This is a genomic window from Uliginosibacterium paludis, from assembly GCF_039631355.1.
In the GTDB taxonomy this organism is placed as follows: domain Bacteria; phylum Pseudomonadota; class Gammaproteobacteria; order Burkholderiales; family Rhodocyclaceae; genus Uliginosibacterium; species Uliginosibacterium paludis.
In genome coordinates, this window is the sequence record NZ_JBDIVF010000001.1 from 345,061 (window position 1) to 360,831 (window position 15,771).

Annotated in this window: 15 protein-coding genes and 1 pseudogene; 8 read left to right on the forward strand and 8 right to left on the reverse strand. The window is 60.5% G+C overall.

All coding sequences use genetic code 11. The annotated features are described in order from the left end of the window. Positions 1 to 22: 22 nt before the first annotated feature. The 3 genes and pseudogenes from ABDB87_RS01655 to ABDB87_RS01665 form a co-directional block, all read left to right on the forward strand. Positions 23 to 1,219 (forward strand): annotated as a pseudogene (locus ABDB87_RS01655) (NAD(P)/FAD-dependent oxidoreductase); the annotation flags it as partial. A 205-nt stretch (positions 1,220 to 1,424) separates the two neighbouring features. Beyond that, positions 1,425 to 2,246 carry a type IV pili methyl-accepting chemotaxis transducer N-terminal domain-containing protein gene (locus tag ABDB87_RS01660; protein WP_345923498.1) on the forward strand — a complete coding sequence of 274 codons (822 nt, stop codon included), beginning with the start codon at positions 1,425 to 1,427 and terminating at the stop codon, positions 2,244 to 2,246. Between the two features lie 9 nt (positions 2,247 to 2,255). Further along, entirely contained in the window at positions 2,256 to 4,982 is a 2,727-nt protein-coding gene (locus ABDB87_RS01665; RefSeq protein ID WP_345923500.1) for a nitrate reductase, read from the forward strand. A gap of 42 nt (positions 4,983 to 5,024) precedes the next feature. Here ABDB87_RS01665 and ABDB87_RS01670 read toward each other — a convergent pair whose 3' ends face one another. The 3 genes from ABDB87_RS01670 to ABDB87_RS01680 all read right to left on the reverse strand — a co-directional run bounded on the left by ABDB87_RS01670 (position 5,025) and on the right by ABDB87_RS01680 (position 7,784). After that, positions 5,025 to 6,719, reverse strand: a complete 1,695-nt coding sequence (locus ABDB87_RS01670; RefSeq protein ID WP_345923502.1) for an O-antigen ligase family protein — start codon at positions 6,717 to 6,719, stop codon at positions 5,025 to 5,027. 124 nt (positions 6,720 to 6,843) lie between these two features. Beyond that, a complete protein-coding gene (locus tag ABDB87_RS01675; RefSeq protein ID WP_345923504.1) occupies positions 6,844 to 7,260 on the reverse strand; it encodes a pilin in 417 nt (138 codons plus the stop codon). An 86-nt stretch (positions 7,261 to 7,346) separates the two neighbouring features. Further along, the gene (locus tag ABDB87_RS01680) at positions 7,347 to 7,784 is read right to left on the reverse strand and encodes a pilin (RefSeq protein ID WP_345923506.1); all 438 of its coding nucleotides are present in this window, start codon (positions 7,782 to 7,784) and stop codon (positions 7,347 to 7,349) included. Positions 7,785 to 8,124: 340 nt separating this feature from the next. Here ABDB87_RS01680 and ABDB87_RS01685 point away from each other — a divergent pair, with 340 nt between their 5' ends. From ABDB87_RS01685 to ABDB87_RS01695, 3 genes are all read left to right on the forward strand, one after another. Further along, a complete protein-coding gene (locus tag ABDB87_RS01685; protein WP_345923508.1) occupies positions 8,125 to 8,652 on the forward strand; it encodes a gamma carbonic anhydrase family protein in 528 nt (175 codons plus the stop codon). Continuing rightward, positions 8,649 to 9,086, forward strand: a complete 438-nt coding sequence (gene dtd / locus ABDB87_RS01690) for a D-aminoacyl-tRNA deacylase (protein ID WP_345923510.1) — start codon at positions 8,649 to 8,651, stop codon at positions 9,084 to 9,086. The genes ABDB87_RS01685 and dtd overlap by 4 nt, the downstream gene beginning before the upstream one ends. Before the next feature lie 73 nt (positions 9,087 to 9,159). Beyond that, complete coding sequence (locus tag ABDB87_RS01695; RefSeq protein ID WP_345923512.1) at positions 9,160 to 9,642, forward strand: C40 family peptidase; 483 nt, start codon at positions 9,160 to 9,162, stop codon at positions 9,640 to 9,642. Between the two features lie 13 nt (positions 9,643 to 9,655). On the opposite strand, the gene ftsB is transcribed toward ABDB87_RS01695, so the two are convergent. The 5 genes from ftsB to pyrG all read right to left on the reverse strand — a co-directional run bounded on the left by ftsB (position 9,656) and on the right by pyrG (position 14,318). Continuing rightward, the gene (ftsB, locus tag ABDB87_RS01700) at positions 9,656 to 9,949 is read right to left on the reverse strand and encodes a cell division protein FtsB (RefSeq protein WP_345923514.1); all 294 of its coding nucleotides are present in this window, start codon (positions 9,947 to 9,949) and stop codon (positions 9,656 to 9,658) included. A gap of 113 nt (positions 9,950 to 10,062) precedes the next feature. Beyond that, positions 10,063 to 11,352 carry a phosphopyruvate hydratase gene (eno, locus tag ABDB87_RS01705; RefSeq protein ID WP_345923516.1) on the reverse strand — a complete coding sequence of 430 codons (1,290 nt, stop codon included), beginning with the start codon at positions 11,350 to 11,352 and terminating at the stop codon, positions 10,063 to 10,065. 149 nt (positions 11,353 to 11,501) lie between these two features. Continuing rightward, on the reverse strand, positions 11,502 to 11,795 hold the full coding sequence (locus ABDB87_RS01710) for a Dabb family protein (RefSeq protein WP_345923518.1): 294 nt from the start codon (positions 11,793 to 11,795) through the stop codon (positions 11,502 to 11,504). 52 nt (positions 11,796 to 11,847) lie between these two features. Continuing rightward, positions 11,848 to 12,687, reverse strand: coding sequence for a 3-deoxy-8-phosphooctulonate synthase (gene kdsA, locus ABDB87_RS01715; RefSeq protein ID WP_345923520.1), 840 nt, complete (start codon positions 12,685 to 12,687; stop codon positions 11,848 to 11,850). Continuing rightward, a complete protein-coding gene (pyrG, locus tag ABDB87_RS01720) occupies positions 12,684 to 14,318 on the reverse strand; it encodes a CTP synthase (RefSeq protein ID WP_345923522.1) in 1,635 nt (544 codons plus the stop codon). The genes kdsA and pyrG overlap by 4 nt, the downstream gene beginning before the upstream one ends. A gap of 216 nt (positions 14,319 to 14,534) precedes the next feature. Between pyrG and rquA the strand changes: the two genes are divergently transcribed. After that, positions 14,535 to 15,293 (forward strand): rhodoquinone biosynthesis methyltransferase RquA, encoded by a 759-nt coding sequence (rquA, locus tag ABDB87_RS01725; RefSeq protein WP_345923524.1) that lies wholly within the window; start codon positions 14,535 to 14,537, stop codon positions 15,291 to 15,293. A gap of 253 nt (positions 15,294 to 15,546) precedes the next feature. After that, positions 15,547 to 15,750 carry a cold-shock protein gene (locus tag ABDB87_RS01730; protein ID WP_345923526.1) on the forward strand — a complete coding sequence of 68 codons (204 nt, stop codon included), beginning with the start codon at positions 15,547 to 15,549 and terminating at the stop codon, positions 15,748 to 15,750. The last annotated feature ends 21 nt before the right edge of the window (positions 15,751 to 15,771 follow it).

A 15,771-nucleotide genomic window follows, 5' to 3' on the forward strand; every position in this document is an offset into this window, starting at 1 on the left:
GTTCGAGCAAGGGATCGTCGTGATGAAAAAGCAGAAACTCGTCATGGTTGGCAATGGCATGGCCGGCGTACGCACGCTCGAAGAGCTGTGCAAGCTCGCACCGGACATGTACGACATCACGGTCTTCGGCGCCGAACCGCATCCGAACTACAACCGGATCATGCTCTCGCCGGTGCTGGCCGGCGAGCTGACGATCCAGGACATCATCCTCAACGATCTCGACTGGTATCGCGCGCATGGCATCACGCTGCGCACCGGCTGCCGCGTGACGCGCATCGATCGCGCCGCACGCCAGGTCATTGCCGAAGACGGCAGCGAAGCGCCTTACGATCGGCTGCTGCTGGCGACCGGCTCGCGCCCCTTCATCCTGCCCGTTCCGGGAAACGACCTGCCGGGCGTCATCAGCTATCGCGACATTGCAGACACCGAAGCCATGATTGCCGCAACGCAGGCACACCGGCATGCCGTCGTCATCGGTGGCGGCGTGCTGGGCCTTGAAGCAGCGAACGGACTCAGCCAGCGCGGCATGGAAGTCACCGTGATTCACGTCGGCGAGTGGATCATGGAGCGCCAGCTTGATCGCACCGCCGGCCATCTGCTGCAGCAGGCACTTGAAGCGCGCGGCATCCGCTTCCGCCTGCGCAGTCATACCGAAGCACTGCTAGCAGCCGAATCGGGGCGCATTGGCAGCATACGTTTCAAGGATGGCGGCGTGCTGCCGGCAGACCTGGTGGTGATGGCGGCCGGCATCCGTCCGGACACGACCCTTGCGGAAGCGGCCGGCCTGCATTGCCAGCGCGGAGTCGTCGTCAGCGACACCTTGCAAACCTATGACCCGCGCATATACGCCGTCGGCGAATGCGCCAGCCACCGCGGCACGGCCTACGGGCTGGTGGCGCCGCTCTACGAGCAGGCCCGCGTCTGCGCGAATCATCTCGCCGGAATGGGAATCGGCCGCTACGCCGGCTCGGTGCTCTCCACCAAGCTCAAGGTGACCGGCATCGACGTGTTCTCGGCCGGCAATTTCATGGGCGGCGAAGGCTGTGAAGACATTCAGCTCTTCGACCCGGGCGCCGGTATCTACAAGCGCGTGGTGATCCGCAAGAACCGCATCGTTGGCGCGCTGGCCTACGGCGATACCGCCGATGGCGCCTGGTATCTGCAGCTGCTGCGCGAAGGGCGTGACATCACCCCGATTCGCAACCACCTGCTTTTCGGGCCGCCGCAGTCCGCCGCCACCTCCACTGCCTGCAACGAGACCTGCGCGGTCTGAGCCGCACATCACCCGATTTTCAAGGAGCACGCCATGAGCGAATGGGAAACCGACTTCGGCTTTGACGACGAAGAAACGCATTCCTGAATCAGGCCGCGGCATCCACCACGATCTGGCACACCCACCATCCGAAGAGAGAGAAGGAAACGCCATGCAAAACGAATTCAATATCCGGCGCCGCGCACTCGTCCTGGGGCTCGGATCCCTGCCACTGGCCTGTCTTGCGACCGCTGCCATCGCGGCCCCCGCGCCGCTGAACCTGATCGAGGCCATCAACCAGGCTGGCCGCCAGCGCATGCTCTCGCAACGCCTGGCCAAGCTCTATGCGCAGCAGCTGCGGGGCGTGCGCGAATCGGACGCCCGCAAGCTCACTGGCGACTCGATGCAGATCTTCGAGACGCAGATGGAGGCGCTCAGACTCACCGCCCTCGCGCGGAACGCCCCGGAGATCGTCGCGACCTATGAAAAGATGAGCGCACTGTGGTCCGATTACCGTGCCGTCATCAGCGCGAGGCCGGGTGAAGAGGGTCTCAAGCGCGTCGCGCAGCTCAATGAGCAGGTGCTGGCCTCTGCGCAGCAGGGCACGGTGCAATTCGAGAAACTCAATGGCAGCTCGCTGGGCAAGCTGGTGAATGTGGCGGGCCGGCAGCGCATGCTCTCGCAGCGCATGTCCAAATTCTATTTCTTCATTGCCAGTGGCATGGACTCCACCGACATGCGCAAGGGACTGGACAGTGCCCGCACCGATTTCGTCTCCGCGATGCAACTCCTCCGCGCCGCGCCGGAGAACACGAAAGACACCCAGTCCTGGCTCAAGCTGGCCGACATGCAGTGGATGCTGTTTGACGACGCACTGATGCGCTCTGCGAAGGAAGGCGACCATGGCTATCTCGAAAGCAACGTCGCCACGAGCTCGGAGAACATCCTGCAGGTGATGGACAAGCTCACCGAACTCTACGCACGACTCGGCTGAAAGCGCACCATGGCGGAAACCAAGGCAACCTGTCCTTACTGCGGCGTCGGCTGCGGCGTGATCATCCAGCACGATGGCGCACGCGTCATCGAAGTGCGCGGTGACCCGGCCCACCCGGCCAATTTCGGCCGGCTCTGCACCAAGGGCTCCACCCTGCATTTCACGGCCCGCCCCGAAAGCCGCCTGCTCTACCCGAGCCTGCGCAAGGCCCGCGACCTGCCCAGGAGCCGGGTCAGCTGGGATGACGCACTCGATGCCGCAGCGGAACGTTTTGCCAGTGTCATAAAGGAAAGCGGGCCTGACGCCGTCGGCTTCTATCTCTCCGGCCAGCTCCTGACCGAGGACTATTACGTCTTCAACAAGCTGGTAAAGGGGCTGATCGGCACCAACAACGTCGACACCAACTCGCGCCTCTGCATGAGCAGCGCGGTCGCTGCCTACAAGCAGACCCTGGGTGCCGACGCACCGCCCTGCGCCTATGAGGATTTCGACCACACCGACTGCCTGCTGATTGCCGGTGCGAACCCGGCTTTCGCGCATCCGATCGCGTTCCGCCGCATCGAGGCCGCCCGCGCGGCACGCCCCGGCATGAAGATGATCGTGGTCGACCCGCGTCGCACCGATACCGCGGCCAGTGCCGACCTGCATCTCGCCATCCTGCCCGGCACCGACATCTGGCTCTTCAACGCGATGCTCCATGTGCTGATCGCCGAAGGTCGCGTGAATGCCCCCTGGATCGAAGCGCACACCGAAGGTTTCGACGCCCTGCGCGAACACCTTCGCGCCATCACGCCGGAAGTCGCGGCAAAGGTCTGCGGCGTGCCGGCAGAAGACATCCTCACGGCAGCCCGGTGGTGGGGCGAAGCGGCCGCACCGCTCTCGCTCTGGTGCATGGGCCTGAACCAGTCGCATCACGGCACGCACAATGGCACGGCACTCATCGCCCTCTCGCTGGCACTCGGCAAGATCGGCCAGCCCGGCTGCGGCCCCTTCTCGCTGACTGGCCAGCCCAACGCCATGGGCGGCCGCGAAGTCGGCGGTCTCTCCAACCTGCTCTCCGCCCATCGTGACCTCGCCAACCCTGAGCATCGCGCCGAAGTGGCCGCACTCTGGGGCGTGCCGTCCGTGCCGGAGAAGCCCGGGCTCTCCGCCATCGAGATGTTCGAGGCCGTCCGTGCCGGCAAGATCCGCGCCCTGTGGATTGCCTGCACGAACCCGGCTCACTCCATGCCCAGCCAGGCCCTGATCCGCGAAGCGATGGAGCAATGCGAATTCGTCGTCGTGCAGGAAGCCTGGGGCAACACCGAAACAGCGAAATACGCTGACCTGCTGTTGCCCGCGCGAACCTGGGCCGAGAAAGAAGGTACGGTCACCAACACGGAGCGGCGCATCACCCATGTGAATCCGGCGATCACGGCACCCGGCGAAACGCGCGCCGACTGGGTCATTGCGCGGGATTTCGCCCTGCGCCTGGGCCACAGGCTTGGGCATGCATCGACCGCCCGGCTGTTCGACTACCCAAGCGCCGAGAGCGTATTCCAGGAGCATGTGGAGAGCACACGCGGGAGGGACCTCGATATCACCGGCTTGTCGTATGCCGTGCTCGACGAACACGGTCCCCAGCAATGGCCCTTCCCCGAAGGCGCGCAGACGGGGCGCGTTCGCCTCTATGCCGATGGCAAGTTTGCCAGCGCAAACGGCAAGGCCCGTTTCGTCATACCGGCCGAAGCACTGACGGCGGAATCAGTCGATGAAGCGTTTCCGCTCCGCCTCACCACCGGCCGCCTGCGCGACCAGTGGCACGGCATGAGCCGCACCGGCAAGGCTGCCCGTCTCTACAGCCACACGGACGAAGCCAGCATCGACCTCCATCCGGTGGACCTTCAGCGCGCAGGCATCGATGATGGCGAACTGATCCGCGTCAGCAGCCGGCGCGGTTCCGTCATCCTGCGGGCACGAAGTGCTGCCGAAATCCGCAGTGGCCATGCCTTTGTTGCCATGCACTGGGGGCGCAACCTGCTCTCGTCGTCAGGCGCCAATGAACTCACGCTCAACGCGCTCGATCCGTTCTCGAAACAGCCCGAGCTCAAGCACGCCGCCATCCGGATCGAAAAGGTCGAGCTGCCCTGCCAGGCGCTGCTGATGCGCAGCGCGGTGTATGCCGACGCCGCCAACGGCCTCGCACTCGAACGCCTCGCTGCACTGGAGCCCTGGCTGCGTCGCTTCGACTACGCCTCGGCCTCCCTTGCGGGACGCGAATTCCCGAGCGTTGTGCTACGCATCGCGAACGCCACGCCCATCCCGCCAGAATGGCTGGAAGAACTGGATGCACTGATGGACCTGCAGGGCGGGCAATGCCTGAGCTATGCCGACACCGGCCGCGGCATCAGCAAACGCGCCCTCATCGAAGAAGGCCTCCTCACCGGCCTGCGCCTGACGGGTGAAACGGCCGCGGCAGTCTGGCTCAAGGATCTGATGGTCGAACGCAGCGCCACCGACGCCCTCCGCCGCTGGATCCTCGCCCCCCTCGCCACGCCCCCCGTATCAGGCAACAGCCGCGGACGCATCGTCTGCACCTGCATGAACGTCTCCGAAAACGAAATCCGCACCGCCGTTGCCGGGGGTGCGGATTTCGCGAAACTTCAGGAAACGCTCAAGTGCGGAACTTCTTGCGGGTCGTGCGTGCCGGAGGTCAGGCGCCTCGAAAACTCATACGTCATAGCGCTCGTCCCCTGAGGCAAACAAGCGCAGTTCAAAGCGAAGCAGGACCGCACAGACCTACATACAACCCCGGCCAACAAGCTTGATTAAACCTTTACCGCTCGCGTCATAGCTTAGGGCCCAGTCATGAAGCTGCTCGTGCTGGGCTGGATACCCCTTGCATTGAACATTAACAAGTCGGCTCAGCAAATCTTCACGTCCTGCTGCAGAAAAAACCTCACCACAGGACTTCAACATGAACCATGTAGGCCGTTCTTCCCAATGCTCCTCGCAATCACGAAGCGCCACCTGCAAATCATCCATTCCGACTTGGTATGACTGCAACCTTAGACTGGTGACCTGCTGGCCGAACACCGAAAGTTTTGAAACCTGGTCAAGCTCATCCCTAGCGCTGAGACTCATGACCCGAGCGGTCATGTCACCGGCAGAGGCCAACTGCAGCCAAGCCAACCTGACATGCATCCAGTCCATTACCATCACAAAGCACGCTAGCACCCCGGCGAGACCGGCCATTCGGATGCAACTCGCAGACCACTGGCCCAATCGCACCGATCTACCAGCATCGACGAACCCCATGCAAAGTGCGCAAGGCACCATCAGGAAAGTGTACCAAAGAGGATACTCAACCATGCTATGGGCAAACACCACACCGACACAGGCCATAGCCCAAGCGCGCTCAGGATTGAGTGACCGCAATCGCGCCCACCCCCAATACAGCAACAGGGAACAGATCAGGATACTCATGGGGAGACCAAACTCCACCGCAAGGTTCAAAGGCAAATTGTGGGCATGCTCACCTAGCATCGAGAAGCCGCGTGCGGGTGAAATTTGCATAGCGTCGACCGACACCTTCCAGAAAGAACCTGCTCCCTGTCCGAACATAGGACTACCTTTGATCGCCTCCCAAGATATCTGCGCCAAGTAGCCGCGAATGTCATTGGAAGTCTGCGCTCCATTCCGGGCAATCGCGCCGACACCACGCGTCAATCCCGAATGTTGCAGCAAGGCGTATACGATCTGCCCCAAAACTGCTGAAACCGCAATCCACACAAGGCTCGAACCTGCGTTCTGCTCCTTAGCGCGTCGACAAAGAATGCCGATGACGCAGAAGACAGCAATCCCGAGCCATGCGCCGCGTGAGCCAGTCGCAGCCAAAGCAAGTCCAAGACCTACGGCCACAAGCAGACGCCACCTCAATAGCCGACCGTACAAAACAGGATGACACAGCGCCGCAAGGCCAAACAGCAGCAGATCAGACAACAGGTTCGGGTGTCCCACCATGCCGGTGGCGCGACCTGCAGCCAGCGGCGGAATCCATTCCACTGAACCGACTGGGAAAAGCTGAATGAATACGACGAAGGACTGCAGAATCGCACAGAGCAATAAACCATAGCCCACAGCACGATCGATGCCCTCACTCGATGCAGTGCCATAGCAGTAGGCAAGGACAAAGAGAATAATACAAGATGCATAACCCCAAGCATCACCACCGTGAAGCAATACGGCGCATAAAAACAATAAAGACGCAGCGGGAACAAGCAAACCCGGTTGGGGGATACGTTTGCTGAATGGTTCCACACTCAACCCCAACAGCAGAAGTAACGAGAGCAATACCTCCACCAAGAAAGTAGGCTGAGGGCGTAGCGGGGCAGCTAGCAGCGTCGGCACACAGAAGGCAATGAAAGCAAGGGACTTTGAGATGAACGCTGCTCTGTTTTCCGTTAAAAAGGGCGTTCGCCCAACAATACTCATATTCGAGTGCGCTCAGAGCAAAGCACAGCATGATTTGGATGCCCCGCTTCCGCGAAGCACGAATGTGTGCTGACAACCAGAGTCGCAAATAAGCGGGGCTTATAACTCAACTCAACTACCGATTTCAGTGAGAACATCCTGGGGGCAGAAAACGCGCATCAATCGTGGCGCCAGCCACGCAAGTCCAGACTCCGGAAGATGAACGCTCTAGTACGAGCGTACGTTCGCGAATTTCCGGGCTACCAATTAAGGTACAGGTAATACTGCCCACCCCCGTAGAAGGATCATACGCCACCGCATTTGTGCAACGCGGCGTATTCTCCTGCATGCCAATATCCGCCAAAGTGACGGCAGCCACCCCGTCTGTTACCACATGTGATTCAAACAGGATTCGCCCCGAATCCAGCTCATGTTGTGCCGCCCCCAATTGCGACTTGGTCACGTAGTCCCGATAAGCGGGCAATGCAACTGCGGCGAGAATACCGATGACAGCCACAACAATCATCAACTCGATCAGAGTAAAACCAGTATTTTTCCGCATAGAGCCCCCAAAAAAAAGCAGAGTCCCTACAAAGGAACCCTGCTTTGGCTACTTACACCACGGGTTGCATCCGTGGAGGCAAACAATTAAACCTTCGGACAGCCCTTAGGAGCGTACTTCCCGTCAGCATCCTTACCGCTTGCAACAGTGTAACCACAAGACCAAGCACCGGTGCTTGCATCGCGGGTCAGGGTCACCTTAGCACCATTCACTTCCGGGTTACCAGCAACCGTACATGCGATCGATGCCGCACCCGTATTTTTGACACTCACAGTCATCGCGGTACAGCGAGCGGAGGTAGCAAGACCGATAGCATCAGCAGTCGTAATATCGTCGCTAAAACCTTCGTTGATCTTCACCTCGGACTGAGTTTTACCCGGAGTGACTTCGGCCAAGGCTGCAGTGATCTGCGATTTTGCAATGTAATCACGATAAGCAGGCAGCGCGACAGCCGCCAGAATGCCAATGATCGCCACAACGATCATCAGTTCGATCAGGGTGAAACCTTGTTGAACGCGCTTCATGAGTTTTCTCTCCAGTTAAAGAAACGGATGGATTCCGTTGCAGGACTATAAGCCAGCTGCGTGCCAGCGGTACTTTCCGCTGATCCGCAGAGCAAAAAACGATATTTTTCATACCCTTAACCACAAATTCTCGCCATTCAGACCACTCATCGGAAAACACAGGCTGGCTCTGGTGACGTTTTTCGGCACTTCATGCGCCCTCCTCGTCACTTCAGACGGTCAGCGCGACAAAACCGCCTGTTTTCCTGCAGGCGGCTCAAGGCACAAGTCATCCGCGCGTCACCGACGACCGGCTGTTATCATCCTCCACGCCGCCAGGGCTGCATTGGAAGGATCTTGAATGGCTGTTTATTCGCTGGATGAGTACGTCCCGGAGTTGGGCAACAAGGCTTGGGTCGCAGACTCGGCACAGGTGGTGGGCAATGTGGTGCTGGCGTCCGAAGTGAGCGTCTGGTTCAACGCCGTGCTGCGGGGGGACAACGAGCCAATCGTGGTGGGCGCACGGACCAATATCCAGGATGGCGCGGTGCTGCATACCGACGAAGGCGTGCCGCTCACAATCGGGGAAGACGTGTCCGTCGGGCATATGGCGATGCTGCACGGTTGCACGGTGGGTGACGGCTCGCTGATCGGCATGCATGCAACGATCCTGAATCGCGCGGTGATCGGCAAGCACTGCCTGATCGGCGCCAAGACGCTGATTCCCGAGGGGAAAGTGATTCCGGATCGTTCGCTGGTTGTCGGCACGCCAGGGCGGATCATCCGCGAACTGAGCGACGAGGAAGTCGAGCGCTTGAAGGCTGGTGCGGCTCACTATGTGGAGAACGCGGAACGCTTCCGCGCCGGTTTGAAGAAAGTCGCGGAATGATTGCGCTGATCCAGCGCGTCAGTTCGGCCTCAGTCACAGTTGAAGGCAAACTAGTCGGCGAAATCGGCAACGGCCTGCTTGCCTTGATCGGTATTCAGCGCGAAGACGACGAGACTCGCGCGAAGCGGCTGCTTGAAAAACTCCTGGCCTACCGCGTATTCGGGGACGAAGTGGGGCGCATGAATCGCTCGCTTGCCGACACCGGTGGCGGACTCCTGCTGGTTTCCCAATTCACGCTGGCCGCAGACACCAAGAAGGGCAGCAAGCCCAGCTTCAGCCCCGCTGCGCCGCCAGAGATGGCTCGTACGCTGTTCGATTACCTGGTCGCGCTGGCCAGAAGCGCCCATCCGCATGTTTCAACCGGCGAATTTGGTGCGGACATGAAAGTCAGCCTGATTAACGATGGGCCGGTCACGTTCTGGCTGGAGAGCTGATTTGAGAAGCAGAGCCACCGCGTACAGCCCCTTTAAGGCTCTTGATGCGATTCGCATGCCGCTGGGCGCGCTGATGCTTGCGACTCTTGCGGCCTGCTCGAGCGTTCCGGCAGAAAAACCACAGACCGGATCGCGCGGATCATCGAGCCGCGGGTACGCCACGCCCGAGCAGCAGGCTCAAGCGAATGAAATCGTGATGCAGGCCATGGCGCTCCTGGATACGGGCTACCGCTTTGGCGGTCGGAATCCGGAAGCGGGGCTGGACTGCAGCGGCATGGTGAGTCTGGTGGTCGAGAAAGTGACCGGAAGGCGCCTGCCACACAACGCAGCCCAGATCGCGGCGCAGACACGGCAGATTTCCGCCGACGAGATGCGCCCCGGTGATTTCGTATTCTTCAATACGAGCGGCAAGCCTTTCTCGCATATGGGTATCTATCTGGGGGACGGGCGCTTCGTGCATGCGCCTTCGTCTCGCGGCAAGGTCAGACTCGAAAGTCTGGATCTCGCCTATTTTTCGACACGCTTTACCGGCGCCCGAACCTTGTTCGGAGACTGAAGCGGACTCTCGCTCAGCGATTGCCGGCTTGCAGATGCTCGTCCGGCACCTGCACGAATACTTCCCCGGGCTTCACCAGATTCAGCTCGAAGCGGGCTTTTTCTTCCATGGCTTCGTAGCCGTTTTTCAGATCCTTGACCTCGGCAGCCAGGTCGGCATTGCGCTGCTCGAGCTTCTGGTTGGCTTCCTTCATCGCGGCGAGGCGGGTTTCGAGCTCATGAACCTCCTGCCAGCTGCCCTTGCCGAACCAGAGCGGATACTGCAATGCCGCGAGGAGAATCAGGAATATGAGGGCTGGCCAACGCATGGGAGGATGCTGAGTGCTGAGTGCTGAGTGCTGAGTGCTTCCGGATTATGCCGGGCCGGCAGAAAAAAGGGGCGCACCGCAGTGCGCCCCTTTTCGCTTTCTGGCTGCGCGGCTTACTTCAGGCGCAGGTTGTAGAAGGCGGAACGACCCGGGTAGATCGCGATTTCGCCCAGATCTTCCTCGATGCGGAGGATCTGGTTGTACTTGGCAACGCGGTCCGAACGCGACAGGGAGCCCGTCTTGATCTGACCAGCGGACAGGCCCACGGCGATGTCGGCGATGGTGCTGTCTTCGGTTTCGCCCGAGCGGTGCGAGATCACGGCGGTGTAGCCGGCGCGCTTGGCCATTTCCACGGCAGCGAAGGTTTCGGTCAGGGTACCGATCTGGTTCACCTTGATCAGGATGGAGTTGCAGATGCCTTTTTCGATGCCTTCAGCGAGGATCTTGGTGTTGGTCACGAACAGGTCGTCACCCACCAGCTGCACCTTCTTGCCCAGAGCGTCGGTCAGCAGCTTCCAGCCATCCCAATCCTGTTCGGCCATGCCGTCTTCGATGGTGATGATCGGGAACTTCTCGACCAGGCTCGCCAGGAAGGCAACGTTTTCAGCGGAGGTAAAGGTCTTGCCTTCGCCTTCCATGACGTACTTGCCGTCCTTGTAGTATTCGGAAGCCGCGCAGTCCAGACCGATCAGGACGTCGTCACCGGCCTTGTAGCCAGCGGCGCCAATGGCTTCGACGATCAGGGTCAGGGCTTCTTCGGCGCCGGCCACGTTCGGCGCGAAACCGCCTTCGTCACCCACGGTGGTGGGGTAGCCCTTCTTGTCGAGAATCTTCTTCAGGTTGTGGAAGATCTCAGCGCCGCAACGCAGCGCTTCACGGAAGGTCTTGGCGCCCACCGGCAGGATCATGCATTCCTGGAAGTCCAGGCTGTTGTTGGCGTGCGCGCCGCCGTTGATGATGTTCATCATCGGCACCGGCAGGATCATCTGTGCGGAGCCGCCGAAATAGCGGTACAGCGGCAGGCCGGCTTCTTCAGCAGCAGCACGGGCAACCGCCATCGACACGGCCAGCAGCGCGTTGGCGCCCAGACGGCTCTTGTTGTCGGTGCCATCGAGGTCCAGCATGACCTTATCGATGTAAGCCTGCTCTTCAGCATCCAGGCCGATCAGAGCTTCGCAGATTTCGGTGTTGACGTTTTCGACGGCCTTCAGCACGCCCTTGCCCAGATAGCGGGACTTGTCACCATCACGCAGTTCGATGGCTTCGCGCGAACCGGTCGAAGCGCCCGACGGCACCGCAGCACGGCCCATCACGCCGGATTCCAGCAACACATCGACTTCGACCGTGGGGTTGCCGCGGGAGTCGAGGATTTCACGGGCGATCACGTCAACAATTGCACTCATCTGTTATTCCCTTGTTAATCGATTCAATGACTTCCGGCTCTCGCCGGGCTTGCCAACCGGCACGAGGGGGCGCCTGTCGGTTACAAAACCGCGTAATTCTACGCAACTCAGGTTTCATCCGGTTGACCGGACACAGAACTTGCACGCTTTCAGCGCGGGATGTCTCCGAACTGAAGGTCGGCAACATCCTTGAGCTCATCCAGTACGCGCACATGCGCCGGGTGCTCGAAATAGGCATACAGATCGGCCTCGCTCTCGAACCCGGCCACCAGAACATAGTCTGCGGCCTGCGTATCCACCACCGTGTTGAAACCGCACTGCCAGGAACGGATCAGCGGGATCTGCCCGGGCAGGCCCATCATGGCGTCATGAAACGCCCGGGCGGCAGGACCATCCGGCGCCACACCCGGCAGGAAGCGAAAAAGCACGACATGAGTGATCATGCTCCGCCTCCACCTGGCTGATGCGCCGGGAAAGACCCTGCCAGCCTTTGCCTCACAGGCTGGTCTCGATGAAACCCGCCTGCTTGACGGCGCTGTCGATGATTTTCAGCGTGCCGAGCAATTCGCGCATGCGTCCCAACGGCCAGGAGTTCGGACCATCAGACAGCGCACAGGCCGGGTTCGGGTGAGTCTCCATGAACAGACCGGCCACGCCGACCGCCACGGCTGCACGAGCAAGAACCGGCACATGCTCGCGCGCACCGCCGCTCTTGTCGCCCTGCCCGCCCGGCAATTGCACCGAATGGGTCGCGTCAAAGACCACCGGGCACCCCGTCTCGCGCATGATCGCCAGCGAACGCATATCGGACACGAGATTGTTGTAACCGAACGAAGCGCCGCGCTCGCAGACCATGATGTTGTCCGCGCCGCCACTGGCTTCCTTGGCTTTCAGCACCACCTGCTTCATGTCACCCGGTGCGAGGAACTGCCCCTTCTTGATGTTGACCGGCTTGCCGCAGCGCGCCACGGCGTGAATGAAGTCGGTCTGGCGACACAGGAAGGCAGGAGTCTGCAGCACGTCGACAACCGCGGCCACTGCCTCGATCTGGCTTTCATCATGGATGTCGGTCAGCACCGGTACACCGATCTTCTCCCGCACCTCGGCGAGGATCTTCAGACCTTCCTCCATGCCCGGTCCGCGAAAACTCTTGCCGGAGCTGCGATTGGCCTTGTCAAAGCTCGACTTGTAGATGAAAGGGATACCCAGCTCACTGGTGATCGCCTTCAGCTCGGCGGCGGTTTCGAGCGCCAGCTCGCGCGACTCGATGGCGCAGGGGCCGGCAATCAGGAAGAAGGGCTTGTCGAGACCAACATCGAATCCGCACAGTTTCATTGCTTGCCCTCACGCTGAGCGATGGCCGCCTTCACATAGGCGATGAAGAGCGGATGGCCGGTACGCGGGTTGGAAGTAAATTCCGGGTGGAACTGCACGCCCATGAACCACGGGTGGGTTTCGCGGGGCAGCTCCATGATTTCCGGCAGGTTTTCGGTCGGCGTCCGGGCCGAGATGATGAGCCCCGCCGCTTCGAGCTTCGGCACGTAGACGTTGTTGACCTCGTAACGATGACGATGGCGTTCAGTCACCTTCGCGCCGTATACGCTGGCGGCCAGCGTGTCCGCCTTGATCGGGCAGGTCTGTGCGCCCAGGCGCATCGTGCCGCCAAGGTCCGAACCTTCGGAGCGCTTCTCGATACGACCTTCGCGATCAAGCCATTCAGTGATCAGGGCAACAACCGGATGCGGGCCCTGCGGTTCGAACTCGGTCGAGTTGGCACCTTCTAGCCCTGCCACATGACGAGCGAACTCGATGGTCGCGAGCTGCATGCCGAGGCAGATCCCCAGATAGGGCACCCGGTTCTCGCGCGCATAGCGGATTGCCGCGATCTTGCCCTCGGTGCCGCGCTTGCCGAAACCACCGGGCACCAGAATCGCGTCCATATCCTTGAGCACGCCGCAGCCGTTCTTCTCGATGTCTTCAGAGTCGAGATAGTGCAGATTGACCTTGCTCTCGGTGTGAAGACCGGCGTGCTTCAATGCTTCGATCAGCGACTTGTAGGACTCGGTCAGATCAACATACTTGCCGACAAAGGCGATATCGACCTCGAGCTTCGGGTTTTCAAGCGAATGGACCAGCTTGTCCCAGATCGAAAGATCCGCGGCCTTGGCCAGGATGTTGAGCTTGTGACAGACGATCTCGTCGAGCATCTGGCCATGCAGCATGCCCGGAATCTTGTAGATCGAGTCCGCGTCCTGCACCTCGATCACGGCCTCCGGCATCACGTTGCAGAACAGCGCAATCTTGCGCCGCTCTTCGACCGGAATCTCGCGATCGCAGCGGCACAACAGCACGTCGGGCTGGATGCCGATTTCGCGCAACTCCTTCACCGAGTGCTGGGTCGGCTTGGTCTTCAACTCGCCAGCCGTGGCCACCCAGGGCAGCAGCGTGAGATGCATGAAACAGGTGTTGTTGCGCCCCTCCTCGATACCCATCTGGCGGATGGCTTCGAGAAACGGCAGGGATTCGATATCACCTACGGTACCGCCCACTTCGACGATGGCCACGTCGGCGCCTTCCGCGCCGCGCTTGACGGAAGCCTTGATCTCGTCCGTGATATGGGGGATCACCTGAACCGTCTTGCCCAGATACTCACCGCGGCGCTCCTTGCGGATCACGGTGTCATAGATCTGGCCGGTGGTGAAGTTGTTGCGCTTGGTCATCTTGGCGCTGGTGAAGCGCTCGTAGTGGCCAAGATCAAGGTCGGTCTCCGCACCGTCTTCGGTCACGAAGACTTCGCCGTGCTGGAAGGGGCTCATCGTGCCCGGATCGACGTTGATGTAGGGGTCAAGCTTGAGGTGGGTGACGCGGATCCCTCTGGATTCGAGGATTGCCCCGAGGGATGCAGCCGCGATGCCTTTGCCCAGGGAGGACACGACACCGCCCGTGACGAAAACGTACTTGGTCATGGGAGTACTAGAGCGGGAAATAAGAATGATACCGCAGAGCCTCCGGAGGCTCAAATGAGACACGCGCCCCGTACACGCGAGACAGCTTGCACCAAGCCTCGCAGAACAACGGCATCCGTATCATTCAGCGCACGAGATACCCGGCATTTGGCTCAGCGCAAAGGCCGCAGAATTGAATGCTGCTATCGTTGATCGATCCAAAAACCGTCTCCCGCTATGACCAAGTCCTCCTGCGAAACGGTCGAGCAAGCCGCCAGACTTGCCGGCCACACCGACGCCCTGCCCCCGCCAGCCTGCCGGGCCCAGGAAGTGCCTTCATACATGCGCGAAGTCTATGACTGGGCATACGTCAATCCTGCCTGGGTGCGGTGGCTTGACCACAACGCAGTCGTCAAGACACTTCTGTTCGGCAACGATCGTCGCCTGATGCGCCGCTACCTTTCCCGCATCCAGCCCGGCATGAGGGTCTGGCAGGTCGCGCATGTGTATGGCGACCTCGTCCGACTGGCCGCCGAACGCACCGGCGAACACGGTGCGTTCGACCTCACCGACGTCACACCGATCCAGATCGCGCATGGCAGACGCAAGGTCGGGCATCTGCCGTGGGCACGCGTCATTCGGGACGACGCAGCGCTTCACAAGCCTTCCGGCCCGCAGGCCTATGACCTGATCTGCAGCTTCTTCCTGCTTCATGAGGTGCCGGACGACTGGAAGCGGCGCATCGTGGACAACATGCTGAGCCAGATCCCGGAGCACGGCGAGGTACTGTTCGTGGATTACCACCGGCCCAGTCGCTGGCAGCCCGTGCGCTACATCCTCCACTGGGTGAATCGCCTCCTCGAACCCTTTGCCGATGCCCTCTGGCAACACGAGATCTCGCATTTCGCGAGCAACGCCTCAGATTTCGAATGGCATAAGGAAACAATTTTCGGCGGTGTATATCAGATTGTGAGTGCGCGTAAAAAACAGCGCTGAAACATCAAAATCGCAAGCAGGCAGGCACTTGCGGGCATATATGCAACCATCCGGCATCAAGTGACCAAAAAGTTCTTGCCAAATCCGCCGCTATGACCCCATAGTCACAAACACGATTTTCAAGCAGTGTTGCAGTGGCTTTCTCGCAGTGCCCGCTCTGGCGGCGCTCCAGTGGTGATCCCCTCCTTCTTGATTCTCGTCCACGCCGGGCCCGGCCCGGTACTTTTGTACTTTTTTTCTGGACGCTTCAAACATGGCAACTGGTACCGTCAAGTGGTTCAACGATTCCAAGGGTTTCGGCTTCATTACGCCTGATGGCGGTGGCGAAGATCTTTTCGCTCACTTCTCCGCCATCCAGTCGAAGGGTTTCCGCACCCTGGCTGAGAACCAGCGCGTGGCTTTCGACATCACCGAAGGCCCGAAGGGCAAGCAAGCTTCCAACATTCGCCCCGAATAAGCGGACGGATTGTTTGCTCTG

Coding starts and splice junctions, on each gene's coding strand:
- ABDB87_RS01670 (WP_345923502.1), bottom strand. CDS start 6,719: ATGAGTATTGTTGGGCGAACGCCCTTTTTAACGGAAAACAGAGCAGCG.
- pyrG (WP_345923522.1), bottom strand. CDS start 14,318: ATGACCAAGTACGTTTTCGTCACGGGCGGTGTCGTGTCCTCCCTGGGC.
- ABDB87_RS01685 (WP_345923508.1), top strand. CDS start 8,125: ATGGCTGTTTATTCGCTGGATGAGTACGTCCCGGAGTTGGGCAACAAG.
- eno (WP_345923516.1), bottom strand. CDS start 11,352: ATGAGTGCAATTGTTGACGTGATCGCCCGTGAAATCCTCGACTCCCGC.
- rquA (WP_345923524.1), top strand. CDS start 14,535: ATGACCAAGTCCTCCTGCGAAACGGTCGAGCAAGCCGCCAGACTTGCC.
- ABDB87_RS01680 (WP_345923506.1), bottom strand. CDS start 7,784: ATGAAGCGCGTTCAACAAGGTTTCACCCTGATCGAACTGATGATCGTT.
- ABDB87_RS01710 (WP_345923518.1), bottom strand. CDS start 11,795: ATGATCACTCATGTCGTGCTTTTTCGCTTCCTGCCGGGTGTGGCGCCG.
- ABDB87_RS01660 (WP_345923498.1), top strand. CDS start 1,425: ATGCAAAACGAATTCAATATCCGGCGCCGCGCACTCGTCCTGGGGCTC.
- ABDB87_RS01730 (WP_345923526.1), top strand. CDS start 15,547: ATGGCAACTGGTACCGTCAAGTGGTTCAACGATTCCAAGGGTTTCGGC.
- ABDB87_RS01665 (WP_345923500.1), top strand. CDS start 2,256: ATGGCGGAAACCAAGGCAACCTGTCCTTACTGCGGCGTCGGCTGCGGC.
- ABDB87_RS01695 (WP_345923512.1), top strand. CDS start 9,160: ATGCTTGCGACTCTTGCGGCCTGCTCGAGCGTTCCGGCAGAAAAACCA.
- ftsB (WP_345923514.1), bottom strand. CDS start 9,949: ATGCGTTGGCCAGCCCTCATATTCCTGATTCTCCTCGCGGCATTGCAG.
- kdsA (WP_345923520.1), bottom strand. CDS start 12,687: ATGAAACTGTGCGGATTCGATGTTGGTCTCGACAAGCCCTTCTTCCTG.
- dtd (WP_345923510.1), top strand. CDS start 8,649: ATGATTGCGCTGATCCAGCGCGTCAGTTCGGCCTCAGTCACAGTTGAA.
- ABDB87_RS01675 (WP_345923504.1), bottom strand. CDS start 7,260: ATGCGGAAAAATACTGGTTTTACTCTGATCGAGTTGATGATTGTTGTG.